Consider the following 24,789-nt stretch of genomic DNA (forward strand, 5'->3'; position numbering starts at 1 on the left):
GTCAGGCTGCGCTTACGTTGGTTTCCTTGAAAGGGTGCTGAGTCTTCGATGATGGAACCGAGCGCTCGTCTCGTACGGCTTTCTCCGGCACGCCTGGCCGAGGTACGCCGCCGGACCGGCGACCACTCCGACAGGACCATCACCGAAGCGTGCGCCATCGGGCTGTCGTACTGGACGACGGGCCGGAGTCCCGACGGCATCGACCTCACCCCCGGCACCCTGTTCGCCGACGTCCTCGGCTGGGTCGACAACGGCGGGGCCGGGCCCGGTGACTGGGAGGTCGGCGCGGACGGCCGCAGCATCACCGTCCCCGACGGTGTCGCGCCGGCCGACGCGCAGCTCGCGCTGGACGATCTGGCCGACTTCCCGGACCGGCCCCTCGGCACCATCGGTCCGTCCAGCGTGGCCGCGAGGCTGGACGTCCTGGCCCGCTGGAACGACACCGAGGCCGACCGGATCCGCCCGGCCATCGTCGAGATGTTCCGCGAACAGGCACGGACCAGGCCGGACGCCGTCGCCGTCGTCGACGAGCACCGATCGCTGACCTACCGTCAAGCAGCTGAACACGCCAGTCAACTGGCCCACCACTTGATCGAACGCGGCCTCGGCCACGAACAGGTCGTCGGCATCTCGCTGCGCCGCTCCGCCGACATGGTCATCGGGCTCCTCGCCGTGCTCCAGGCGGGCTGCGCCTTCGTACCGCTCGATCCGCAGTGGCCCGCCGCGCGCCGGGCCGTCGTCATCGAGGACGCCCGGGTCGTCGTACAGCTCAACGACTCGGGCGAGCACGACCCGGCCGAACCTCCGGCCGTGGCCGTCGACCTCGACGACTGGCGCTACGGCTCCCACCCCACCGAGGGGACCGGCGTCACCGTCCACGGCGACGCCCTCGCCTACGTGATCTTCACGTCGGGCTCGACCGGACGGCCCAAGGGCGCCATGATCCGGCACGAGGCGATCAGCGAGCGCCTGCTGTGGCAGGTGAACGAGATCCTGGGCTTCGGCCACGACGACGCCTCGCTGTTCAAGGCGCCGTTGTCCTTCGACATCTCCATCAACGAGATATTCCTGCCGCTGGTGTCCGGCGCCCGCCTCGTGGTGCTGCGACCCGGCGGCGAACGCGACCCCCACCATCTGCTGAGCGTGATCGCCGAGCAGCGCGTCACCTTCACCTACCTGGTGTCGTCCATGCTGGACGTCCTGCTGGAGATCGCCGGCGACTCCGGCCGCCTGGACAGCCTCAGGCACGTGTGGTGCGGCGGCGAGGTGCTGACCCCGGAGCTGTACGAGCGGTTCCGCACCAAGCTCGACATCCCCATGTACCACGGCTACGGCCCCGCCGAGACGACCATCGGCGTCTCGCACGTCATCTACCGGGGAGCGGCGGAACGGCTGTCGACCTCCATCGGCAAGGCCAACCCCAACACCGAACTGTACGTCCTCGACGAGGAATTGCGCCCGGTCCCCGTCGGGGTCGGCGGCGAACTGTACGTGGGCGGGTTCCTCCTGGGGCGCGGCTACGTCAACGCGCCCGGTCTGACGGCCTCCCGGTTCGTCGCCAACCCCTTCGCGAACGACGGTTCCCGGCTCTACCGCACCGGTGACCTCGCCCGCTTCGCCCCGGACGGATCGCTGGACTTCCTCGGCCGCGCCGACAACCAGATCAAGATCCGCGGTATGAGGCTGGAGATCGAGGACGTCGAGGTCGGCCTCGCCGAGCACCCCCGCGTACGGCACACCTGCGTCGTCGCCCGGAAGAACGCGGCGGGCGGCACCTACCTGGTGGGCTACGTCATCCCGGCCGCCGGAAGCGAGGACCTGAGGGCGGACGAGGTCAAGGCGTGGGCCGCCGAGCACATGGTCGAGTACATGGTGCCCGCCCACATCGTCGTGATGACTCGGTTCCCGCTCACCGCCAACGGCAAGCTCGACCGCAACGCCCTGCCGGAGCCCACGATCGGCACGGGCACGCTTCTGCGGCCCACCACCGAAAACGAGCGCGCGGTCTGCGCGGCCGTCGCGTCCGTGCTGCGACTCGAAGAGGTCGGCGTCGACCAGGACTTCTTCCAGCTCGGCGGCGACAGCATCCTGGCGATCTCGCTGCTGACAGCGCTGCGCGACGCGGGCCTCTACGTCACGGCACGGCAGATCTTCACCCATGGCACCGTCGGGGCCCTGGCCTCGGTCGCGAGCCGGGAGGACGTCTCCACGGTCGACCACCGCGATGTCGCGACCGGTTCCGTCGTGGGATCGCCCATCGTGCAGTGGCTCGGCGAGACCACGGACGCGATCGACGGCTTCGTGCAGTCGGTCGTGCTCAACACCCCGCCGGACCTGACCGCCGGCGCTCTCGACGAGATCCTCACCGCCGTGGTCCGCAGGCACGACATGCTGCGCGCCAGGCTGGTGCGCGCGGACCGCTGGAGCTTCGACATCCTCGAGCCGGACGGGACTCTCGCCGGGTGGCAGGAGAGCGACCGGCCGCTCGATGCGTGCGTCGCACTCGCCACCGACGCCCTGGACCCCGACCACGGGGTGATGCTGCGAGCCGTCTGGCGACGCGCGGCAGGGCAACTGGTCCTGGTAGCCCATCACGTGGTGATCGACGGCGTGTCCTGGCGGATCCTGATGGACGACCTGGCCACGGCCTGGCGGCAGTTCACCTCCGGTACCCCGATCGAGCTGCCCCCGGTGGGCACGTCCTTCCGGCGCTGGACGCAACTGCTGGAGCGCGCGGCCTTCGACGCGGACAGTTCCTACTACTGGCGCCCCCTGCCGGGAGGGGACCGGCCGCTGGGCAGGCGCCCGCTGTCCGAGGCCGACACCGTCGCGACGGAGCGACTGCGGACCGTCTCGGCCGGCCCGGAGGTCACGGCCGCGATCCTGGGCGAGACCCCCGCGAAGTTCCACGCTGGCGTCAACGACGTCCTGCTGACCGGGCTCGCCGTCGCGCTCGCCCGGTGGCGCCGCGACCTGGGACAGGACCAGACCTTCGCGCACATCGAACTGGAAGGCCACGGCCGCGAAGGACAGTTCGTGGCGGCCTCCGCCGGCTTCGAGCCCGAGCTGTCGCGGACCGTCGGCTGGTTCACCACCCTCTTCCCGGTGACCGTCGACCCCGGCACGGCGGCCGACTTCACCGCACCCGACTACCTGACCGCCGCCCTCAAGGCGGTCAAGGAAGACCTCGCCCGGGTGCCGGACAACGGCGTCTCCTACGGTGCCCTGCGGTACCTGACCGACACCGAGTTCGACGCGCCCGCACCGCAGGTGCTCTTCAACTACCTCGGCCGCTTCGCCGCTGGCGACCCCGGTGACTGGCAACTCGCCCAAGCCACCGGCCAGTTGGGGGAAAAGCGTGACCCCCGGATGCGGCTGCCGCGAGCCCTGGAGTTCAACGCGATCGCCGAACCGGCCCCGACCGGCGAGTATGACCTGGTCACCACCATCTCCTGGCCCGACGGCATGTTCACCGACGAGGACATCGCGACCATCGGCGAGTACTTCCGGGACGCCCTGGCCGGACTGGCCGCACTCGACCCGCAGGGCGGCCACTCGCCCAGTGACTTCGCCCTGGTGCCGCTGACACAGGCCGACGTCGACGCCCTGGACGGTCCGGCCCTGCGGGACATCCTGCCGCTCACGCCGTTGCAGGAGGGCCTGTACTTCCACTCCGTCTTCGACGACGACTCGGCCGGCGCCTACGTCGAACAGCAACTCCTCACCCTGAACGGCGAGGTGGACACCGACCGGCTCGCGGCGGCGGCCACCCGGCTGCTCACGCTGTACCCGAACCTGGCCGCCCGGTTCGTGGCCCTCGCCGACGGCCGGGTGGTCTCCGTACTGGTCAGCGGCGTCGAGGCGCCCTTCACCACCCTGGACCGCCCCGGCATCAACGACGCCGAGATACGCGACCTGGCCGAGCGGGACCGCCGCGCCGGATTCGACCTGGCGACGGGCCCGTTGACGCGGTACACCCTCATCCGCTCGGGTCCCGGCCGGAACGTCCTCGTCCAGACCGTGCACCACATCATCGCCGACGGCTGGTCGGTGCCGCCGATGCTCCGCGCACTGCTCGCCGAGTACCACGCGCCGGGGACCGTCTACCCGGTCGGCGGCTTCTCCGACTACGTACGCCGGCTCGCCGGGCGTGACGCCGACGAGAGCGACCGGGTGTGGCGCGAGCAGCTCGCGGACCTGCCCGGCCCGTCGCTGGTCGCCGAGGGACACACCCCGTCCGACCGGTTCGCCGACACCGCCGTGCGGCCGGAGCACGACATCGACGCGGCCGCCCGGTCGGCCGGCGTGCCGCTGAGCGTGGCCGTGCACAGCGCCTGGGCGGTGACGCTGGGCGGCATCCTGCACGGCAGGGACGTGGTGTTCGGCTCAACGGTGTCCGGCCGCGACGCGGACGTGCCCGGCATCGAGGACATGGTGGGTCTGTTCATCAACACGATCCCCGTACGCGCCCGTTGGACCGGTCCCACCACCGCGCGGGACCTGCTCGCCTCGGTGCGGGAACACCAGGGCGCGGTCATGCCGCACCAGCACGTCTCGCTGGCCAGGATCGGCCGTCAGGCCGATGCCGGCTCCCTGTTCGACACCCTGGTGGTGTTCGACGTCGCGACCGACGTGGACGGACTGCGGCGGCCCGGCGACACGCTGGTCGTCACCGATCTCGTCAACGAGGGCGCACCGCACTACCCGTTGACCCTGGTGGTGGAACGCGCACTCGACGGCCGCCCGCGCTTCAACCTGATCTACGACGGCGAACTGCTGCGGGAGACGACCGCCCAGTCGATCCTGCGCACGTTCACCTCGACCCTCACCGCCCTGCTCACCCGGCCGGACACCCTGGTCGACGACCTGGCGTCCGAGGGCGACCGGCGTCCCGCACACATCACTCCGACGACCCTGGGCGCCCTGTTCGACGCCGCCGCGCGACGCGACCCGGCCGCCACCGCCGTCACCCAGTGCCGGCTCGACGGCGGCACCCGGTCCCTGACGTACGGCGAACTGACGGAGGCCAAGGAGCAGTTGGCCTCGGCTCTGCGCGCGGCCGGTGTCGGCCCCGGCCGGCGGGTCGCCGTCGCCGTCCCGCGGTCCGTCGAGCAGGTCGTCGCCCTGGTCGCGATCGTCGCAGCGGGCGGCGCGTACGTACCGCTGGACCTGGCGTACCCGGACGAACGGCTCGAGTACATCCTCGCCGACGCCGCGCCTCGGGTCGTCCTCGTGGACAGCGAGCAGCGCGACCGCTTCACGGAACTCCTGGCCCGGACGGGCGTGCAGGCCCGCGTGCTCGTGCAGGACGACGAGCTGCCGCAGGCCACCACCGAGCCCGGTCCCGGGGCCAGTTGGCACGACCCCGCATACGTGATCTACACGTCCGGATCGACCGGCCGCCCCAAGGGCGTCGTCGTCCCGCACTCCAGCGTGGTGACGCTGCTCGCCCACACCCGGCCCGACATGGACTTCGGCCCGCACGACGTCTGGGTCCAGTTCCACTCCTTCTCCTTCGACTTCGCGGTCTGGGAGTTGTGGGGCGCGCTGGCATACGGCGGTGAGCTGCTGGTGCCGGAGTACGGGCTCACCCGTTCCCCGGTCGACTTCCACCGGCTGGTCCGCGAGCGCGGGGTGACCGTGCTCAACCAGACGCCGTCCGCCTTCTACCAGTTCATCGAGGCCGACCGGCACGCCGGCGAGCCCCTGCCCGCCCTGCGCCGCATCATCTTCGGCGGTGAGGCGCTGGACCTCGGGCGGCTGCGCGGCTGGGTCGAACGGCACGGCACCGGCTCGCCCGAGCTGGTCAACATGTACGGCATCACAGAGACCACCGTGCACGTCACCCACCGGGTGCTGACGGACGAGGACTTCGGCCCGGGCGACTGGGTCAGCCCGATCGGCGGTCCGATCCCCGGCCTGGTCACCTACCTTCTCGACGACCGGCTCCGGCCGGTGCCGCCGGGCCGGGTGGGCGCCATCTACGTCGCCGGCGACCAGGTGTCCCTCGGCTACCTGGGCAGGCCCGGGCTCACCGCGGGCCGGTTCGTGGCGAACCCCTTCGCCGGGGACGGCTCCCGCATGTACCACACGGGTGACCTCGCCCGCCGCACCCTCGACGGCGAGCTGGAGTTCGTCGGCCGCGCCGACGACCAGGTCCAGCTCAAGGGCTTCCGCGTCGAGCTGGGCGAGGTGGAGTCCGCGATCCGGGAACTCGACGGCGTGATCGACGTGGCCGTGACGGTGGCGGACAGCGGTGATCACCTGGTGGCGCACGTGGTGGGCCGGGTGCCGGGGGACTTCGCCGAGCAACTGGCCGCGAAGCTGCCCGGGCACATGGTCCCGGGCCGGGTGATGCCGGTTGAAGCACTGCCTCTGACGGTGAACGGCAAGCTGGATCGGAAGGCACTGGTGGAACGCGCCCTCAGGGGCGCGGGGCTGTCTCAATGTGCGGCTCCGCCGCGGGGCGCGACAAGCCACGACGCACCCGCGGACGAAACCACCGCGATGGCCGCACTCACCAAGATCTTCACAGAGACGCTGCCCGGCTCGGACGTGACCGCCGACACCGACTTCTTCCACGCCGGAGGCGACAGCATCATCGCCATCACGGTCGTCAACCGTGCCCGGGCACTCGGCCTGCCCATAGCCCCCCGGGACGTGTTCCTGCACAAGACCCCCCGCGCGCTCGCCGAGCACCTGGCGACGAGCACACCTCAGGCGGCCGTTTCCACCCACCGCGAGGACGGCCCGCTCAGCCCCACGCCGATCATCCTCCGGCAGCGCGGACTCGGCGGCTCCCTCACCCGCTTCGCCCAGGCCAGGACCCTCCAGGCACCCGAAGGGACCGGCTTCGCGGACGCCCAGCGCGCGGCCAACGCCGTAGTCGCCGCACACCCGACCCTGCGCCTGCGGCTCCACACCCAACACGGAGTGTGGACCCTCCGCACCGAACCCGCCCGCGACATCACCGTCCTGCGCCCGGACACCACCGACGCGACGGCCGTCGCGAACGAGGCCGCCGGGCGGCTCGACCCCGAGGCCGGGGACGTCATCGCCTTCGCGTGGCTGGAGGCGAGCCGGACCCTGGTCGTCACCGTGCACCACCTCGCCGTCGACTCGGTGTCCTGGCTGATCCTGCTGGACGACCTGGCCGCCGCCCTGCGCGGGGAGGCCCTGGCCGCACCGACGACGTCGTACGCCGAGTACGCCGAAGCACTGGCCCTCGGGTCCGCCCAGGCGATCGACGGCCTCGGGCACTGGCTCACCACGCTCCAGGCGCCCCCGCTGCTCCCCGCCGTCGAGGGACTGCGGGAGACCACGGTCGTACTCCCGCCCGAAACGAGCGACCGCCTGACACGCACCGCCCCCGCGGCACTCGGCATCGGCCTCACCGAGTTGCTGTGCGGAGCCCTGCGCACCGCGCTGACCCACATCCAGCCCTCGCCCACCGACCTCGCGATCGACCTGGAGCGGCACGGCCGGGGCCCGGTGCTCGAACAGCACGACTACACCCGTACGGTCGGCTGGTTCACCTCCATCGCGCCCGTACGGCTCACCGCGCACACCGACCCCGTCGCAGCCGCACGCGAAGTCGCCGAACGCCAGCCGGACGAGCGCGCCCACGTCGCCTACGGACAGCTCAGGTATCTCAACCCGCAGACGGCCCCACTGCTCAACACCGCCCGTCCCCAGGTGCTGTTCAACTACCTAGGCCGGGGCAGCGAGTCCCAGGCGGTGCACCTCACCGGCGGCGACCAGGGCAGCCCGTACGCCGTCGAGGTCAACGCCTGGCTCGACGAGGCCACCGGAAGCCTGCACACGGCCTTCACTCTCGCCGAGGGCGTCCCCGACGAGTTCACCGAGCACTGGCGCGGCGCACTCCAGCGCATCGCGGACGCCGCCACCAGGGCCGAGCGCACCGCACCGGTCACCCCGCTCCAGCGGGGCCTGTTCTTCCAGGCCCAGATGGCGGGCGCGGCCGGGCACTACGTGGCGCAGAGCTGGTTCACGTTCGACCGGCGCCTGGACACCGGCGCGCTGGCCGAGGCGATGGCGTACGTGATCACCCGGCACCCGGTCGTGGGCGCCGGCTTCACGACCGACTCCGACGGCAACCCGGTCCAGGTACTCAAGGCCGGCCGGCGGGTCGACGTCCGCACGATCGAGCTGTCGACGGACGCCGAGGTCGACGCCCTGCGGGCCCGGGACCGCGACACGGGGTTCGACCCGGGCGAGCCACCGCTGATCCGGCTGACAGTGGTGCGCCTGCCCGACGACCGCGACGGCCTGCTGCTCAGCTACCACCTGCTGCTGTGGGACGGCTGGTCCCGCGAGATCATGCTGCGGGACCTGTTCGACGCCTACGAGGCCGCCGTCGCGGGCGAGCCCCTCGACGCGGTCCCGGCCACACCGAGCTTCGAGGACTACGCCCGGGCGCTCGCCGCCAAGGACTCCACCGCCTCGGAACGTTTCTGGGCGGAGCACCTCGCCGGCCTCCCCGGCCCCACACTGCTCGCCGGACCGGCGCCGTCCTTCTCGGCCGACCTGCCGCGCGCGCTCGTGCACACGCTGTCCGCCGAGCAGTCCGACCTGCTGCGGGAAGCGGCCCGGACGCACGGCGTCACCCTGAACTCCGTGCTGACCGGAGCCTTCGGCCTTCTCCTCGGCGCCCGCACGGGCCGCAGTGACGCCGTGTTCGGCGTGACCGTCTCCGGCCGGGAGGGCGAGGGACTGTCCGACATCGTGGGCGTGCTGCTCAACACCGTGCCCATGTGGACGCGGCCCCGGCCGGACGACACGGTCCGCGACTACCTCTCGGCCGTGCAGGCCGCCAGGGTCGAGGCGATGGAGCACGAGCACCTGGGGCTCGGCGAGATCCAGCGGGCCAGTGGGCACGGCACCCTGTTCGACAACCTGTTCGTGCTCCAGAACTTCCTGGACATGGACGCGTTCGCCGAGATGAACGCCCGGCACGGCATCACCTCTGTGCAGGCCGACGACTCCACCCACTATCCGTTCACCTGGGTCGTCACGCCCGGCGACCGGCTCACCGTCAAGCTGGAGTACCGCGACCAGGACACCGGGAACGCCCGTCGCCTCCTCGGCGACTACCTGCGCGTGCTGGAGGACCTGGCCCCATCGTCCGGCCCGGTGGGTGCGTTGCGGGGTCTGGGGCCGGCGCCCTCGCGGTGCGAACGCACGGACGTCGGCACGGACACCGTCGTCGACCGGTTCGACCAGGCGGCGGACCGCGCGCCGGAGCGGGTCGCGCTCGTCGCCCACGGTTCGAGGATGACGTTCGCCGAACTCCGGGACCGCAGCCGCGCGGTGGCGGGTGTGCTCGCCCGGCGGGGCATCGGCCCCGAGACGAACGTGGGTCTCGCGATCCCGCGCTCCCTCGACTCGATCGTGGCGCTGTTCGCCGTGCTGCGGGTCGGCGCCGCGTACGTGCCGCTGGAACTGGACCACCCGGACGAGCGGATCGCCGCGATCGTCGAGGACGCCCGCCCGGAGGTGATCCTCACCGTGAGCGCGGTGTCGCCGCGGCTGGCCTCGCTGGACGGCGACCTGGTCGAGCTGGACCGCCCGCTGCCCGAGGCCGAGCCGTACGTGACGTTCGCACCTGACGACCCGGACCGCCTGCGGCATCCCGCCTACACGATCTACACCTCGGGATCGACCGGCAAGCCCAAGGGCGTGGTGACCGAGTACGCCGGACTCACCAACATGCTGATCAACCACCAGCGCCGGATCTTCGAGCCGGTGCTGGCGGAGCACGGCCACCGGATCTTCCGGATCGCACACACCGTGTCCTTCGCGTTCGACATGTCATGGGAGGAGCTGCTGTGGCTCGCCGACGGGCATGAAGTGCACGTCTGCGACGAGGAGTTGCGCCGCGACGCGCCCCGGCTGGTCGAGTACTGCCTGGAACACGCGATCGACGTCGTCAACGTCACCCCGACCTACGCACAGCAGCTGGTGGCCGAGGGCCTGCTCGACCACCCCGAACGCCGGCCGCCGCTGGTGCTGCTCGGCGGCGAGGCCGTCACCCCGACACTGTGGCAGCGGCTCTCCGAGACCGGCGGAACGGTCGGCTACAACCTCTACGGGCCCACCGAGTACACCATCAACACCCTCGGCATCGGCACCTTCGAGTGCCAGGACCCCGTGGTGGGCGTGGCGATCGACAACACCGACGTGTACGTCCTGGACCCGTGGCTGCGCCCCCTGCCGGACGGCGTCCCCGGTGAGCTGTACGTGTCGGGCATCGGCATCGCGCGCGGCTACCTCGGGCAGCCCGCCCAGACCGCGCACCGCTTCGTCGCCTGCCCCTTCGGGGAACCCGGCGAGCGCATGTACCGCACCGGGGACCTGGTGGTCCGCCGGCCCGACGGCAACCTGATGTACCTGGGACGCACCGATCAGCAGGTCAAGATCCGCGGGCACCGCGTCGAACTCGGCGAGGCGGAAGCCGCGTTCGCGGCACACCCGGCGGTGCGGTTCGTCGCCGCGGTCGCCCAGCCCGACCCGCAGGTCGACGGCTCGTACCGGCTGGCCGCCTATCTGGTGCTGGACGGAGCGGAGTTGGCGACGGTGGCCGCCGACGTGGGCGCCGGACTGCCGGACTTCCTGCGCCCCACCCACTACGCCCAGGTCGACAGCATCCCGCTGACGGTGAACGGGAAGGCTGACACCAAGGCGCTGCCGGAGGCCAAGCCGCTGGGCGCCCTGACCACGGTGGGGGAGCGGGGACCCGAGACCGAGACCGAGACCGTGGTGTGCGAGTACTTCGCCGAGGCACTGGACCTGGACGACGACGAGGTGAGCGCGGTGAGCGACTTCGTGTCCCTCGGAGGACACTCCATGCTGGCGGTGCGGCTGATCGGGCTGCTCCGCCGCGAGTACGGTCCCGTGATCACGATCCGTGATCTGTTCACCCTGCGCACCCCGGAAGCGATTGCCCGCCACCTCGATGACAACTCCTGACACGCAGCGGCCCCGCTCGGGGTCCGACATCCTCCGCACCGCACTGCGCCGCAACGTCGGCGCCATGGCCGGCGGCACCGCCCTCATGGGCATGTACCAGGCGGGCGAGACGGCCTTCCCCATCGCGCTCGGCCTGATCGTCGAGCACACGATGCGTGATCGCAGCCTCGGCGCGCTCGGCCTCTCGATCGCCGTACTGGCCGTGATCATCACGACCGTGTCGCTGTCGTGGCGGTTCGGGATGCGCATCCTTCAGAAGGCCAACACGACGGAGGCGCACCGCTGGCGCGTGAAGGTCGCCGCCTGCGGGCTCCAGCCGGTGGCCAGGGACGTGGACCTCAAGTCCGGCGAGGTGCTGACCATCGCCACCGAGGACGCCGACCAGACCGCCGACATCATCGAGGTGGTGCCGCTGCTGGTCAGCTCGCTGGTCGCGGTGGTCGTCGCGGCGGTCGCGCTGGGCCTGGCCGACATCCGGCTCGGCCTGCTGGTGATCGTGGGAACCGTCGCGATCCTGTCGTGCCTGAGCGTGCTGTCCAAGCGGATCGGCACCAGCACCCAGGAACAGCAGGCCCGGGTGGCGCGGGCGGGCGCGAAGGTCGCCGACCTGATCACCGGCCTGCGCCCGCTGCACGGCTTCGGCGGCAACCACGCGGCGTTCCGCTCCTATCGGAAGGTCAGCACGGAGGCGAAGGCCCAGGCGATCACCGTCGCCAAGGTGAACGGCGCCTACGCGGGCACCGCGCTGGCCCTCAACGCGGTCCTCGCCGGCGCTGTGACGCTGATGGCGGGCTGGCTGGCGTTCGACGGCCGGATCAGCATCGGCGAACTCGTCATGGCCGTGGGCCTGGCGCAGTTCATCATGGAACCGCTCAAGCTGTTCTCGGAGATGCCCAAGTACGTGATGATGGCGCGCGCCTCGGCCGAGCGCATGGCGCTGGTGCTGACCGCGCCACCCGTGATGACGCCGGGGTCCGAACGCCCGGCCGAGAGCGCGGACGTGGAGATCGACTGCGTCCGGTACGGAACCCTGCGCAAGCTGAAGTTCCAGGTGTCCGCAGGGGAGTTCGTGGCGATCGCCGCCTACCAGCCGCGCGCGGCGGCCGACCTCGCGTCGATCCTGGCCCTGAACGTCCCGCCCGGCGCGTACGAGGGAACGGTGCGGATCGGCGGGCAGGACCTCGCGGACCTGTCGGTCGAGGCGGTCCGCGAGCACATGCTGGTGAACCCCTGCGACGCGGAGATCTTCGCGGGAACGCTCCGCTCGAACATCGACCCGTCGGGCACCAGCCGCACGCTCCCCGAGGCCGTCGAGGCGTCCATGCTGACCGACGTCGTCGCCCTCCACCGCGAAGGCCTCGACTACGGCGTCCGCGACCGCGGCGCGAACCTTTCCGGGGGACAGCGCCAACGGCTCTCCCTGGCCCGCGCACTGGCCGCCGACAGCGCCGTCCTCGTGCTGCACGATCCGACGACGGCCGTCGACGCGGTCACGGAACAGCTCATCGCACGCAACGTCGCGAAGCTGCGCCGGGGCCGCACCACCATCGTCCTCACCAGCAGCCCGGCCCTCCTGGACGCCGCCGACCGGGTCCTCGTCCTGGACGACGGCGTCGTCACGGCCGAGGACACGCACCGGAACCTACTGGCGACGGACGAGAACTACTGCTCGGCGGTGGCGCGATAAGGGGCGCGGGGCTGACTCGATGTGCGGCTCCGCCGCGCGGGCGCGACCAGCCCCCACCGCCCCGCAGACGACTACCCTGCCCCCAACGCCCAGCCGACATCCCTGACCAGTGCATGTCTCCACCCCGCCCGATCATGGCCGGAGGCCGACCGCGAAATCCGCACGGTCGCCCCGGCCTGCCCGGCCAAGGCCTCCACCGCCTCACCATGCGGCAGCATCCGCGTTTCATGCTCCCCCACATCGAACGCGACCCGCAGCCCCGACAGATCCGCCCCCTCCCGCAGCCGCGCGGCGATCGCACCACCCACCGGACCCGCCAACGGGTCCGCCGCCCCCATAGCATCGGACGTCCACCAGAACGACCCCGACTGACACGCCACACGCGACACCAGTTCCGGAAACTCCAGCGCCGCGTACATCGCGCTCAGCCCACCGAGGCTCTGCCCGGCGACCACCAGCCGGTCGGGCTCGGCATTCACCCCCGACTCCGCCACCAGCGGCAGCAGTTCGTCCCGTACCGCCTCCCACAGCTCCGGCCGGCACGCGAACTCGGCCTCCCTGTCCGTGGCCGGCAGGAAGACAAGGGTGACCGGCGGCGTCTCACCCCCGGCGACCGCCGAGTCGAACGCGGTCATGGCCGGGTGCAGATACAGCCAGTCGTCCCCGTCGAGCAGCAGGACCACCGGCCCGCCACCGCCCGCAGGATGGACACGCACGGTCCGCCGCCCGCCCAGCCGTTCACTCGCCCAGCGGATCCGGGCGCGGGGGAGGGGCAGCACGTCGTCGGCGCCGACAGCGGGCCAGTGCGGCTGGGCCGGCGCGTCCGGCGTCGCGGCGATGGACCGGTCACCGCCCGCCCCGACCGGGTTGAACGGATCGGCGTACACGTCCTCGCCCACGCGGAACTGGTACGTCACCCGCAACCGCGCGGGCATGCGCACCTCGGCGTACCAGCAGTCCGTATCGCCGAACCGGCCCAGCTGCACCGGCTCGGACCAGCTCTCGAAGTCGATGCTCGCCGCATCGGACCCACGCCACAGGAAGAGGGTCACCCAGCCGTCGCCGTCGGGTATCGACGCGGGTGTCCGCGCGGCCGCCCAGAACGCGTCGGTGCCGGGTGTGCCGGGCAGTCCGAACGCGGCGAACGTGTCGTGCCCCACCAACCTCATGGAACGTCTCCTTGTGGAGCGGGAAGCGAGAAGGCTAAGCTCACTTGCGATTAGGCGAGCCTAACCTAATTTCCATAGGAGGCACCGGCATATGAGCACCAACCCCTTCGACGACGCCGACGGCCGTTTCCTCGTCCTGGTGAACGAGGAGGGACAGCACTCGCTCTGGCCGTCCTTCGCGGCCGTGCCCGGGGGCTGGACGATCGCCTTCGAGGAGAACACCCGGGAGGCCTGCCTGGAGTACGTCGAGGCCAACTGGACGGATCTGCGCCCCCGTTCGCTCGCCGAGTCCATGGACGCCTGACACTCGATGCTCTGCACCAGACTGACGAACGCCCGTTTCGTCACCATGGATCCGGCCCACCCCGTCGCCCACGACCTGGGCATCTGGAAAGGCCGGATCGTCGGCCTGGACGAGGCCGTGACCTCGTTGCCCGCACGGGAGGTGATCGACCTTCAGGGCGCCACCGTGCTGCCCGGGTTCATCGACGCCCATGTGCACCTGGCCTGGACCGGCTTCAAGCAGAACACGCCGAGCATCGCGGGCCGCACTCGGATCGACGACGTGCTGGCCGTCGTGGAGCAAGCCGCCCTCCGGACGCGATCGCCCGGCGCCTGGGTGAGCATCGCCGGCTACGACCAGCGGCCCCTGGGCCGCCATCTGACCGCCGCCGAGCTGGACCGGGCGAGCCACGGCCACAAGGTGTTCGTGCTGCACGACTCCGGGCACGGCTGCGTCGTCAACACCGCCGTCCTGGACCTGCTCCCCGCCGGTGTCCCGCACGAGAACGGCTTCCTCGCCGAGGGCGCGATGGGCGCCGCCCGCGCACTGCGCCTGCCGTACTCCCAGGAGGAACTCGCCGAGGCGATCGGACGCGCCGCCCGGACCTGCGTCTCCGAAGGCGTCACCGCCTGCGCCGAGGCCGGCATCGGCGGCACCCTCTTCGGCCACAGCCCGGTCGAACTCGGTGCCTACCAACTCGCCCGTGACAAGGGCCTGTTGCCGCTACGGGTACAGCTCATGGTCGCCGCTGACCGGCTGCGGCCCGTCGCCGCGCACGAGTCCGACGGCATCCCCAGGGCCCTCGACCTCGGCCTGCGCACGGGCTTCGGCGACGACTGGCTCTCCGTCGGCGCCCTGAAGATCTACACCGACGGCGGCATGATGGCCCGTACCGCCGCGCTGAGCAGCCCGTACCAAGGGCTGGACCACACGGGCCAGTTGCAGGACGACCCGGAGACGCTCACCGAGACGATCGTGGCCGGTCATCTCGCCGGCTGGCAGCTCGCCGTGCACGCCATCGGCGACCGCGCGGCCGGCATCGCCCTCGACGGGCTGGAACAGGCCCAGCGCCTTCGCCCGCGCCACGGCGTCCGGCACCGCATCGAACACGCGGGCCTCATCCGCCCCGACCAGCTCTCGCGCTTCGCGCGGCTCGGCGTGAGCGCGGTCGTCCAGCCCAACTTCCTGCGCTACTTCGGCGACGACTACGCGGCGATCATGGGTGAGGAGCGGGCGCCGTGGCTGTACCGGGGCAAGGGATTCCTGGACCACGGCATCACCCTCGTCGGCAGCTCCGACCGGCCGGTCACCGACGGATCCCCGCTGCGGGCCGTGCAGTTCATGGTCGAGCGCGCCTCCGAATCCGGCCAGGTGATCGGCCCGGACGAGGGCATCACCGTGGACGAGGCGCTGCGCGCCTACACCGTCGCCGGGGCCTACGCCTGCCACTGGGAGGACAGCGTCGGCAGCCTCTCCCCGGGCAAGCGCGCCGACCTGGTCGTGCTCGGCGACGACCCGCGGCGCGTCGACACCTCCCGCATCGGCGACATCGAGGTGGTGGCGACGTACGTCGACGGTCGCGATCGACGCGACGGCGGACCCGAGAGCGGAAGAGGGAAGCATTGAGCACGGTCAGCCGCGCACCGCAGCGCCGTTGCCGCGCGCCATTCTCACAGCGACCTCCGTCGTACGCCCCGCCCGCCCCGAAGACGCCGCCGCACTCGCCGTCCTGTCCCAACCCTTCGTGCACTCGGGGGCGTTACGCGGGCGCCCCGTCTCTCTCTAAGCCGCCCACGCCGCCGACTTCCTCGCGGCCGAGGGACCCGACGGCGCCTTGGAGGGCTGCCTGGCCCTGCGCGTACACACGGTCGACGCGGAGGGAAGCCGCGGTCCCGCGGGCGTTCTACACCCTCTGCGTGGCCCGGCACCGGCAGGGCGGCGGACTGGGAGGCCGGCTGCTGCGTGCCGTGCCGGCCAGGGCGCGCGCCCAGTCGGTGGGCTCCTTGTTCACCGCGACGGTCGGCAGTGGCAGCCTCTTCCTGGGGCACGGTTTCGCCCCGGCCGGCGTGTGCCTCGCACCTCCGGCCTGGGTGACGTCCCTGGACCCGCGCCGCAACGCGCGCGTTCTCGCGCGAACCCTGTGACGGCGTCGGCCCCTCAGGCGGAGCTCGCCCCGGCGCCCGGGCCCTGCTCCGGAAACACCGTCGTGCCGGGACTGTTCCGGCCGAGCACGCCCCGCAGCAGTGCGTGCGGCACACGGCCGTCGAGCACGTGCGCCCTGCACACCCCGCCGCGGACGGCCCGCAGGCAGCCCTCCATCTTCGGCAGCATCCCGGCCGCCAGCCCCGGCAGCAGCGCGGACAGTTCCCCGGCTGTCAGGCGCTCGATCACCTCGGTGCTGTGCGGCCAGTCGGCGTACAGTCCCGCCACGTCGGTGAGCACCACCAGACGGGCGGCGTCGAGGGCCACGGCCAGGGCCGACGCCGCCAGATCGGCGTTCACGTTGTAGACCTGAGCGTCCTCACCGCGGGCCACGGGGGAGACCACGGGGATGTGCCCCTGCTCCAGGAGTGTGCGCACCGCGCGCGGGTTCACGTCGACGACATCGCCGACCAGACCGATGTCCACCGCCCGGCCGTCCACCCAGACCGGCCGCCGTACGGCCGTCATCGTGTGCGCGTCCTCGCCCGTCATCCCCACGGCGAGGGGGCCATGGGCGTTGATGTGGCCGACCAGCTCCCGCTGGACCCGCCCGGTCAGCACCATGCGCACCACATCCATGGTCTCCGGGGTGGTGACCCTGAGGCCCGCCTCGAAACGGGTCTCCAGGCCGAGGCGGTCGAGCATCGCGCTGATCTGCGGTCCGCCGCCGTGCACGACGACCGGGCGCAGGCCCGAGCGCCACAGCTCCACGACGTCGTGGGCGAACGCCTGCTGGCGGCCGGGGTCCACCATGGCGTGGCCGCCGTACTTGACGACGACCGTGCTGCCCCTGAGCTCGTCCGGCGGGTGGAGTTCCTCTGGGGAGCGGGTCGCGACCTGGTCGGCTCGGGTCACGCTCACGGAGTCACTCCGTTCATGGCAGGCCCGGGACTTCGGGCGGACAGGGGGGCGTCGTCACGCGTTCCGCCGCTCCTTGTGGAGGAGCAGGCCGCGCAGCAGGGAGTCCGTCGTACAGACCACGCCGCTGCGCGCGGCCCATCGAAGGGCCAGGGAGTGTTCCTCGGCGGAGATGTCGGCCACCGCGTCGGCGACGACGAACGGCTGGATGTCGTTCATGAAGGCGTCCGCCGCCGTCAGCAGGACGCCGAGGTGGGCGTGCACCCCGCAGATGATCAGCTGGTCGCGGCCCTTGGAGCGCAGCAGTCTGCCGAGATGGCTGCGCAGGAAGGCGTTGTGCCGCACATTGGCCAGCAGGTGCTCGCCGGGGCGGGGCCTGAGGGGCGCGATGATCGCGGCCGCATCCGGCTCGTCCCCGATGCCCGGCCCCCACATGTCGGCGACCAGACCCCGCGTGCCCGGCGGCTGACCGGCCGGCTCCGCGCTGAAGACGACCGGCAGGCCCAGCGCGTCGGCGAGTTCGCGCAGCGCCACGATGTTGTCGACGAGCTCCACCACCGGCGGGCGCCCCGCCGGGAACGCCCCGACGAAGTGGTTCTGCATGTCGTGGACCAGCAACGCGGCGCGTGCCGGATCGATCCTCCAGGAGACGCGCGTGCGGGGGAGGCAGGAACGATCCGGCATCGGGTACGAGTCGATGGTCGGCAAGCCCACGGCGGTTCCCTCCCCAGATGACACACCGCACGGATCCGAACTCACGAGTGCTGCTTAGCTTAGCCTAACCTAATGAAAAATCCCGGGTGTTGACGCTCCTGGCGGGCGAGTCCGGCGTCGCCCTGTGGGCCGGCTCAGCCGAAGAACACCCCCACCTCGGCGTACAGCCTCGGGTCCACCGTCTTCAGCCGGGACGTGGCCTGTGCGATCGGGACGCGGACGATGTCGGTGCCGCGCAGGGCGACCATCGTGCCGAAGTCGCCTTCGTGCACGCGGTCGATGGCGTGCAGGCCGAAGCGGGTGGCGAGCCAGCGGTCGAAGGGGCTGGGCGAGCCGCCGCGCTGCACGTGCCCGAGGACCGTCGTACGGGCCTCCTTGCCGGTGCGTTTCTCGATTTCCATGGCGAGCCACTCGCCGACGCCGGAGAGGTGCACCGGCCCGGGAGTGGCCGGCGAGTCGGTTCTGAGCACCAGGTGGCCCTCCTTCGGCCGGGCCCCCTCGGCGATGACCACGATCGGGGCGTACGAGGCCCGGAAGCGGGACGTCACCCAGGCGCACACCTGGTCGAGGTCGAAGGGCTGCTCGGGGATGAGGATGACGTTCGCGCCGCCGGCCAGGCCCGAGTGGACCGCGATCCAGCCGGCGTCGCGCCCCATCACCTCGACGACGAGCACGCGCATGTGCGACTCGGCGGTGGTGTGCAGTCGGTCGATCGCCGCCGTGGCGGTGTTGACCGCGGTGTCGAAGCCGAGGGTGCGGTCCGTGGCGGACACGTCGTTGTCGATCGTCTTGGGTACGCCGACGCACGGCACGCCGTGTTCCTCCCACAGGCGAGCGGCCACGCCCAGGGTGTCCGCGCCGCCGATCACGACGAGCCCGTCGATCTCCCGCATGTCGAGGGTGTCCATGATGCGGCGGGCACCGTCCTCCTGCCTGAACGGATCGGTGCGCGAGGAGCCGAGGATGGTGCCGCCGCGGGGCAGGATGCCGCGCACCGCTGGGATGTCGAGCGGGACCGTGTCGCCCTGCAACGCACCGAGCCAGCCGTCCCGGAGGCCGACGAACTCGTAGCCGTACTCCTGCACTCCCTTGCGGACGATGCCGCGGATGACGGCGTTGAGACCAGGGCAGTCACGGCCTCCGGTCAGCACTCCCACCCGCATGGGTTCGTCCCTTCGCCGCAGTGTCCTGAGGCCCACGCTAGCGGAGAGGTTCTGCCCCACGCCGCACCCGCCGGTTCACGCGCCGCCACCTTTCCCCGTAACGGTGACCCGTCTCCGTTACGTCGTCGTCGATTCCGACGAGCCGGACGGGAACGCCGTCGCCGCGACAGTGCTCGACCTCCTTGCCGCAAGGCCTGCCGTTGTACACTCCCCAACGCCTTTGACCTGTAGTGAGCAGGCAGGGAGCCACCTCTAGGAGCACTCAATGCTGCGCACCAAGTTCAACAAGATCTAGCCTTTGTGTGTTTGTGCAGGTCAGTGCCGTGATCTCCGCGTCCTGGTCAGCAAGAGGTCAGCATTCGCAGTGACGGAGTACTCAAGGGGCCAGGCCTGGCAATTCCGCCCGGGGCACCGGTGAGTGCTGCCGCACCGGTGAAGGCCGTTGCGGCGTACCGGGGTTCGCAGACAACGCTGCCGCGGGCGCCACGATCTTCCCCGTGTGGCCGCTGGTCAGCAGTCGACGAGAGATCGCCTGAGCCGGGACGGCTTTCCTGCCGCGATGGCGAACCCGTGCCCGGCCCCGTCCCGCGTCCGATACCGACGGGACGCGGATCACCGACCGAGGCGTCAACTCCACTTGACGGCATCACTGGTTCGAGCGCATCGGGGTGGGCTCGTGCTTAATAGGTGCATCTCCTGAAAAGAATCATTTCGACAACACGCTGCCGAAAGGACCAATTCATGCGCTGCGCCCGTGTCTTCATGCTCGCCGCCGCCGGTGCGCTGCTCGCGGCAAGCGCCGCCACCGGTACCGCTGCCGCGGCGGAGCAGGGCGACGTTGTGGTGTTCGGTACGGAAGTGACGCCGCTGACTGTCTATCGCGATCCGCACGGGTGCCAGAAGCTTCCGCCCGACGCGCATGTGCTGACAAACCACACCGATCGTCCGGTCACCGTCTACGCCGACCCGTTCTGCCTGACCCCCGGCCTCACCGTGGAGCCCGGATACGGCTCGCACGTGGCGCCCGGCAGCGGCAGTTTCTCCGCCTGAGCCACCGCTGTTCCCGTTCACCCCCCCACACACTCAGGAGAACGTACGCACATGGCCACCGATCTCGTCGTCATCGGGCTGGGGCATGTCGGGCTTCCGCTCTCCAGAGCCGCGGTCTCGGCAGGTCTGGCGACCGTGGGGTACGACGTGTCCGGCACGGTGGTGTCGGGACTCGCCGCAGGCCGCTCCCATGTCGGCGGCGTCTTAGACGCCGAGGTCGCGGTCATGCTGGACGCGGGCTTTCATGCCACGACCGACCCAGCGGTCCTGGACGGCGCGCAGACCGTGGTGATCTGTGTGCCGACCGGACTCACACCGGAGGGCTTACCCGACCTGTCCGCGGTCGAGGACGCAGCCCGGGTCGTCGCCGCCCGGCTGCGCCCCGGCATGCTCGTCGTCCTGGAGTCCACCAGCTATCCCGGCACCACGGAGGACGTCGTGCGGCCGCTGCTGGAGCACGGCAGCGGGCTGCAGGCGGGCGGGGACTTCCACCTGTCGTATTCGCCGCAGCGCATCGACCCAGGCAACGAGACGTGGACCATCCGCAACACGCCGAAGGTCGTGAGCGGTTGCAGCGCTCTGTGCGCCAAGTACGCCGTCGCGTTCTACTCCCTGTTCGTGGACCACCTCGTCGTCGCCCGCGGCACACGGGAGGCGGAGATGGCCAAACTCCTGGAAAACAGCTACCGGTACGTCAACATGGCGCTGGTCGACGAAGTGGCACTGTTCTGCCACGAGACCGGCATCGACGTGTGGGACGTGCTGCACTGCGCCGCGTCCAAGCCTTTCGGCTTCGCATCCTTCAGACCCGGACCCGGCGTCGGCGGGCACTGCGTTCCCGTCGACCCCCGTTATCTCGCCGCGCGGGCCGAATCCCAGGGCTTCGCCTTCCGCACGCTGGCAGCCGCCCACGAGGTCCTCGGCCGTATGCCGAACCATGTCGTGGACCGAGCGCTGGCCCTGCTCACCGACGTCCGGGGCCGCCCTGAGGGGGCACGGGCCCTGCTCCTCGGCATCACCTACAAAGCGGATGTGGCCGACGTCCGGGAGACACCGGCGCGCCCGGTGGCGGCGGGACTGCTCGCCGCCGGTGCCGAGGTGTACTACCACGACCCGTACATAGCCGAGTTCACTGTCGGCGGCCGGTCTCTGCCGCGTACCGAGAACCTTCGGGACGCCATGGCCCAGGCCGATGTGGCGATCCTGTTGCAGGATCACGCCTGCTACGCGAGGGAAGCACTGGGCCAGGCCCGCTGTGCCCTGCTCGACACCCGCGGCAAGGCCGTGGGCGGACGGGTCACCCTTCTCTGATCCCCTCGCGCCGGCCTGAGCCGGCGTCTCCTCCTGCCGGCCGTCGTCGGCCCCAGAGCCCGCGCAGCGGTACCGCCCTGCGCGGTCGCGGCCCTGCCCAGGTGCCGCGGTCCGTCATCCATCCGACACCACCCGAGACCATCGGACTCCGTCCGAGACATGGAGAGACACATGAGCACCGCTGTCGCCAACGACCGCCTGGCAAAGCGCTTCGAGAAGTGGGACACCGACGGCAACGGAGTCCTGGAGGCGAGCGACTTCCAGGGCGAGGCCGCCCGGATCGCCCAGAACCTCGGCAAGAGCGCCGACTCCCCGGAAGTGCAGGAGCTCCACAGCGCCTTCCAGGGGCTGTACCAGCACCTGGCCCAGAAGGCCGGCGTCCCGGCCGGTGGCGCCATCAGCCGGGAGCAGTTCCTCGACGCCACGGGGGAGATGCTGTTCAAGGAGGGGGAGGCGAGCTTCAACCGCGCGCTCTCTCCCATCGTGAAGGCGCTGGTCCGCCTGTGCGACGACAACCACGACGGCGAGATCGACGCCCGTGAGTTCCAGGCCTGGCTGTCCGCCGTCGGCGTGCCGGCCTCCCAGGCCGGGGAAATCTTCCAGAAGGTGGACAGGAACGGCGACGGAAGGCTGTCCGAGGACGAACTGCTGCAAACCATCCGCGACTTCCACTTCGGCCAGCTGGAGGTCGAGCTGCTCGGCTGACCTGCCGGAGCGGCAGCTGTGACCCGGGTGGGCGACCACCCGGGTTCCACGGCCACCGGATGGCGCCGCCCGTTCAGCGGGTCGGCGCCATCCGGGATCGCCCTTCAGGTACCGGGCGGCGCGGGAACCGTGCCGTGGTCCCCGGCCCGGCCCTGGACGAACGTGACGACGGTCTCGGGACGCAGGCCCAGGCCCCGGCCGCTGACCGGACGCGTCGTGTGGATCAGGATGTTGTAGTGGTTCGGTAGGTGGCAGGCGTCGAAGCCGAGCACCGTGCCGACCGCCGTGTCCCCGATCCGCACCAGGTCACCCCGGTCGATCACACCGCCGCACAACAGCTCGGCGAACCCCAGGAAACCCACCCGGTCGATCCGGGCGCCTGGGCGCGGGTCCCACTGGTCGGTGGTGACCAGTTCGTGCACCTCGCCCCGGCGTACACAGCGTGCCGCGTGCTCCTCCAGCCGCATGCCGCGGTCCGTACGGCGGTGCACGAGCACCTTGACCAGTGATCCGCGCACCACTCGCTTCGGGCCGTCCTCTGCCTGATTCACCGGTCCGCCTCCGCTGCCGTCGCATCCAACGTGGGCCGGGCACAGCGGTAGGCCGCCTCCACCAGTTCCAGCGCGGCCAGGCCGCCGTGCGCCCCCGGGCCGGCCGGGGCACCGGTACGGACCAGCGCGGCGAACTCGGTGAGGACCGCCTCGTACTCGTGCCACAGCGACGCCTTGAAGCCGGTGTGTCCGGCCAGCATGTCGGCGTGCAGCACCTCTCCGCCGGCCAGCTCCACCTCGATGTCCTTGCGTTCTCCCGGGTACGACCAGTCCAGCTCGACCGAGGCCGTGGTTCCCGTACGGCCACGCAGGCGGATCAGCGCCTGACGGTCGACGCCGGAGCCGTCGCGGTGGACTTCGCAGCCGGTGACGGCGAGTTCACCGAGCAGGAGCCGCACCAGGTCGAGGGCGTTGGGGCCGTTGTCCGCCACGCAGCCGCCGCCGCAGCGGGCCGGGTCCAGGTACCAGTCCTCGCCGCCGAGATGCTCCTCGATGCGCTCCAGATAGCGCACCCGGACGGAGCGGATCTCCCGGCGCGTCGTCCGGCGCGCCAGTGCGCGGACGGCGTCGTTGTAGCGGCGGTGGAACGCCGTCATCAGCGGGACTCCGTAGCGTCGCGCCAGATCCACCAGCAAGGACCCCTCGGCCGCGGTCAGGGCGAGGGGCTTCTCGACACAGACGGGGACGCCGACGGCCAGGGCGTCCCGGCACAGAGGCAGGTGGACATCGTTGGGCACGGCCACGACGAGGGCGTCCGGTCGTGCCCGGTCCAGCAGCGTGCGATGGTCGCTGAAGCGTGCCACCGGGCCGGGGAACTGCTCCAGGGTCTGGGCGCGGGCGTCGCACACGGCGGTCAGCCGCCACTCGGGCAGCCGTTCCGCGGCGGCCAGGTAGTAGGGGGAGATGGCGCCGAGACCTACGACGCCGAGCCGCAAGGGCCCGGTCATCGCGGGCTCCCGGGACCGCCGAGGAGACCGAGGGCGGTCAGCTCCGCATGGAGGTGCGGAGGCAGGGGGATGCCGTGGCGGCGGCGCTCGGTGGCGAGTTCCGCCTCCCACCAGCCCGGATAGCGCACCGGCTCGCCGCCGGGTACCGGTGGGCAGTCGACGAGTGCGCCGAACAGGGACCGGGTCGCGGCGGCCACGTCCGCGCCCGGGCGCAGCACCTCCGGGGCGATCGCGAGGAGGAAGAAACCGATGCCGTCGTCGCTGCCGTGCGGCCGGCCGTCGCCTTCCAGCGCGGCGGGCGCGGGCCCCACGGCCGCGCCGGACACCACGGCGGCCAGCAGTTCCACGGCGATGCCGAGCCCGTAGCCCTTGTGGACGCCGGTCTCGGCCGTGCCGCCCAGCCAGCGCAGGAAGGCCTCGCCGCGGTCGAAGGCGGACGGGTCGGTCACCGGGTCGCCCGCCGCGTCCTCCAGCCACCCCTCGGGCACGGGGACGCCGCGGCGGGCGGCGACGCGGACCCGCCCGGTGGGCGCGACGGTGGTGCTCATGTCCAGCAGGAACGGGTGTCCGTCGAGGGCCGGCGCGGCGACGCTCAGCGGGTTGGTGCCGAGCATCGCCACCGCGCCGCCCGGGGGCCGTGCGATGCGCTGGCCGCCACAGTTGCTCGCGACCACGCCGATCATCCCGGCGCGCGCGGCGCGTGCGGCGTGGAAGCCGGCGCACCCGAAGTGGGTCGCCCCACGCACCGACACCAGCCCGACCCCGTGCCGGCCTGTGCCACGGCGTCGTCCATGGCCTCGGCCGCGGCCCACAGGCCCAGGGCGCGTCGAGCGTCGACGGCCACGCAGGCGCCCAGGTCGGTGAGGGCCTCTGGTACGGCGCGGGGGTCGCAGCGGCCGGACTCCAGCAACGGCAGGTAGAGCCGGGTGAGGTTGAACACGCCGTGCGATTCGAGCCCGGTCAGGTCGCCGTGACACAGCGCGTCCGCGGCGAGCCGGGCCCGCGCATCAGGGATGCCGTGGCCGGCGAAGAGGCCGGTGAGCGAGGCATGCAGTTCCGCGTGGTCGACGAGGACGGTTGTGCGCTCGACCGCCGCTCGCGGGGCGGTGGGTGCCGTCATACGGGATTCCTTACGGGGCGGGCCAGTTGTCTTCGTAGGT

At 71.6% G+C, this 24,789-nt stretch carries 16 protein-coding genes; 8 read left to right on the forward strand and 8 right to left on the reverse strand.

Going from position 1 to position 24,789, the window contains the following annotated elements:
• The first annotated feature begins 48 nt into the window (after positions 1–48).
• Both V8690_RS38285 and V8690_RS38290 read left to right on the forward strand, forming a co-directional pair.
• Positions 49–10,989: an amino acid adenylation domain-containing protein gene (locus tag V8690_RS38285; RefSeq protein ID WP_338784618.1), complete on the forward strand. Its 10,941-nt coding sequence runs from the start codon at positions 49–51 to the stop codon at positions 10,987–10,989.
• Positions 10,976–12,676, forward strand: a complete 1,701-nt coding sequence (locus V8690_RS38290) for an ABC transporter ATP-binding protein (RefSeq protein WP_338784619.1) — start codon at positions 10,976–10,978, stop codon at positions 12,674–12,676. The genes V8690_RS38285 and V8690_RS38290 overlap by 14 nt, the downstream gene beginning before the upstream one ends.
• A gap of 71 nt (positions 12,677–12,747) precedes the next feature.
• Here V8690_RS38290 and V8690_RS38295 read toward each other — a convergent pair whose 3' ends face one another.
• Positions 12,748–13,845: an alpha/beta hydrolase-fold protein gene (locus V8690_RS38295; RefSeq protein WP_338784620.1), complete on the reverse strand. Its 1,098-nt coding sequence runs from the start codon at positions 13,843–13,845 to the stop codon at positions 12,748–12,750.
• Positions 13,846–13,936: 91 nt separating this feature from the next.
• Here V8690_RS38295 and V8690_RS38300 point away from each other — a divergent pair, with 91 nt between their 5' ends.
• From V8690_RS38300 to V8690_RS38310, 3 genes are all read left to right on the forward strand, one after another.
• The gene (locus tag V8690_RS38300; protein ID WP_338784621.1) at positions 13,937–14,149 is read left to right on the forward strand and encodes an MbtH family protein; all 213 of its coding nucleotides are present in this window, start codon (positions 13,937–13,939) and stop codon (positions 14,147–14,149) included.
• 6 nt (positions 14,150–14,155) lie between these two features.
• Positions 14,156–15,754, forward strand: coding sequence for an amidohydrolase (locus V8690_RS38305; RefSeq protein WP_338784622.1), 1,599 nt, complete (start codon positions 14,156–14,158; stop codon positions 15,752–15,754).
• Positions 15,755–16,044: 290 nt separating this feature from the next.
• Entirely contained in the window at positions 16,045–16,272 is a 228-nt protein-coding gene (locus V8690_RS38310; protein WP_338784623.1) for a hypothetical protein, read from the forward strand.
• Between the two features lie 13 nt (positions 16,273–16,285).
• Here V8690_RS38310 and argB read toward each other — a convergent pair whose 3' ends face one another.
• The 3 genes from argB to V8690_RS38325 form a co-directional block, all read right to left on the reverse strand.
• Positions 16,286–17,185: an acetylglutamate kinase gene (argB, locus tag V8690_RS38315; protein WP_338785616.1), complete on the reverse strand. Its 900-nt coding sequence runs from the start codon at positions 17,183–17,185 to the stop codon at positions 16,286–16,288.
• A 60-nt stretch (positions 17,186–17,245) separates the two neighbouring features.
• Entirely contained in the window at positions 17,246–17,902 is a 657-nt protein-coding gene (locus V8690_RS38320) for an isochorismatase family protein (protein WP_338784624.1), read from the reverse strand.
• Between the two features lie 134 nt (positions 17,903–18,036).
• Positions 18,037–19,065, reverse strand: a complete 1,029-nt coding sequence (locus tag V8690_RS38325; protein ID WP_338784625.1) for a 6-phosphofructokinase — start codon at positions 19,063–19,065, stop codon at positions 18,037–18,039.
• Between the two features lie 741 nt (positions 19,066–19,806).
• Between V8690_RS38325 and V8690_RS38330 the strand changes: the two genes are divergently transcribed.
• The 3 genes from V8690_RS38330 to V8690_RS38340 all read left to right on the forward strand — a co-directional run bounded on the left by V8690_RS38330 (position 19,807) and on the right by V8690_RS38340 (position 22,131).
• Positions 19,807–20,115, forward strand: a complete 309-nt coding sequence (locus V8690_RS38330) for a hypothetical protein (RefSeq protein ID WP_338784626.1) — start codon at positions 19,807–19,809, stop codon at positions 20,113–20,115.
• 51 nt (positions 20,116–20,166) lie between these two features.
• Positions 20,167–21,426, forward strand: a complete 1,260-nt coding sequence (locus V8690_RS38335) for a nucleotide sugar dehydrogenase (protein ID WP_338784627.1) — start codon at positions 20,167–20,169, stop codon at positions 21,424–21,426.
• Between the two features lie 171 nt (positions 21,427–21,597).
• Complete coding sequence (locus V8690_RS38340) at positions 21,598–22,131, forward strand: EF-hand domain-containing protein (RefSeq protein WP_338784628.1); 534 nt, start codon at positions 21,598–21,600, stop codon at positions 22,129–22,131.
• 104 nt (positions 22,132–22,235) lie between these two features.
• Here the strand turns inward: V8690_RS38340 and V8690_RS38345 are convergent, their stop codons facing one another.
• From V8690_RS38345 to V8690_RS38360, 4 genes are read right to left on the reverse strand one after another with little or no spacing between them, the layout of a single operon-like run.
• The gene (locus V8690_RS38345; RefSeq protein ID WP_338784629.1) at positions 22,236–22,682 is read right to left on the reverse strand and encodes a hypothetical protein; all 447 of its coding nucleotides are present in this window, start codon (positions 22,680–22,682) and stop codon (positions 22,236–22,238) included.
• On the reverse strand, positions 22,679–23,629 hold the full coding sequence (locus V8690_RS38350) for a Gfo/Idh/MocA family oxidoreductase (RefSeq protein WP_338784630.1): 951 nt from the start codon (positions 23,627–23,629) through the stop codon (positions 22,679–22,681). Before V8690_RS38350 ends, V8690_RS38345 begins: the two co-directional genes overlap by 4 nt.
• Entirely contained in the window at positions 23,626–24,381 is a 756-nt protein-coding gene (locus V8690_RS38355) for an Ldh family oxidoreductase (protein WP_338784631.1), read from the reverse strand. Before V8690_RS38355 ends, V8690_RS38350 begins: the two co-directional genes overlap by 4 nt.
• Positions 24,309–24,749 carry an Ldh family oxidoreductase gene (locus tag V8690_RS38360; RefSeq protein WP_338784632.1) on the reverse strand — a complete coding sequence of 147 codons (441 nt, stop codon included), beginning with the start codon at positions 24,747–24,749 and terminating at the stop codon, positions 24,309–24,311. The genes V8690_RS38355 and V8690_RS38360 overlap by 73 nt, the downstream gene beginning before the upstream one ends.
• Between the last annotated feature and the right edge of the window lie 40 nt (positions 24,750–24,789).

Source organism: Streptomyces sp. DG1A-41 (assembly GCF_037055355.1).
Classification (GTDB): Bacteria; Actinomycetota; Actinomycetes; order Streptomycetales; family Streptomycetaceae; genus Streptomyces.

Excerpts from the sequence above, each read along its gene's own strand:
- V8690_RS38285 (WP_338784618.1), top strand. The coding sequence starts at position 49 with ATGATGGAACCGAGCGCTCGTCTCGTACGGCTTTCTCCGGCACGCCTG.
- V8690_RS38290 (WP_338784619.1), top strand. The coding sequence starts at position 10,976 with ATGACAACTCCTGACACGCAGCGGCCCCGCTCGGGGTCCGACATCCTC.
- V8690_RS38295 (WP_338784620.1), bottom strand. The coding sequence starts at position 13,845 with ATGAGGTTGGTGGGGCACGACACGTTCGCCGCGTTCGGACTGCCCGGC.
- V8690_RS38300 (WP_338784621.1), top strand. The coding sequence starts at position 13,937 with ATGAGCACCAACCCCTTCGACGACGCCGACGGCCGTTTCCTCGTCCTG.
- V8690_RS38305 (WP_338784622.1), top strand. The coding sequence starts at position 14,156 with ATGCTCTGCACCAGACTGACGAACGCCCGTTTCGTCACCATGGATCCG.
- V8690_RS38325 (WP_338784625.1), bottom strand. The coding sequence starts at position 19,065 with ATGCGGGTGGGAGTGCTGACCGGAGGCCGTGACTGCCCTGGTCTCAAC.
- V8690_RS38330 (WP_338784626.1), top strand. The coding sequence starts at position 19,807 with ATGCGCTGCGCCCGTGTCTTCATGCTCGCCGCCGCCGGTGCGCTGCTC.
- V8690_RS38335 (WP_338784627.1), top strand. The coding sequence starts at position 20,167 with ATGGCCACCGATCTCGTCGTCATCGGGCTGGGGCATGTCGGGCTTCCG.
- V8690_RS38340 (WP_338784628.1), top strand. The coding sequence starts at position 21,598 with ATGAGCACCGCTGTCGCCAACGACCGCCTGGCAAAGCGCTTCGAGAAG.
- V8690_RS38350 (WP_338784630.1), bottom strand. The coding sequence starts at position 23,629 with ATGACCGGGCCCTTGCGGCTCGGCGTCGTAGGTCTCGGCGCCATCTCC.
- V8690_RS38360 (WP_338784632.1), bottom strand. The coding sequence starts at position 24,749 with ATGACGGCACCCACCGCCCCGCGAGCGGCGGTCGAGCGCACAACCGTC.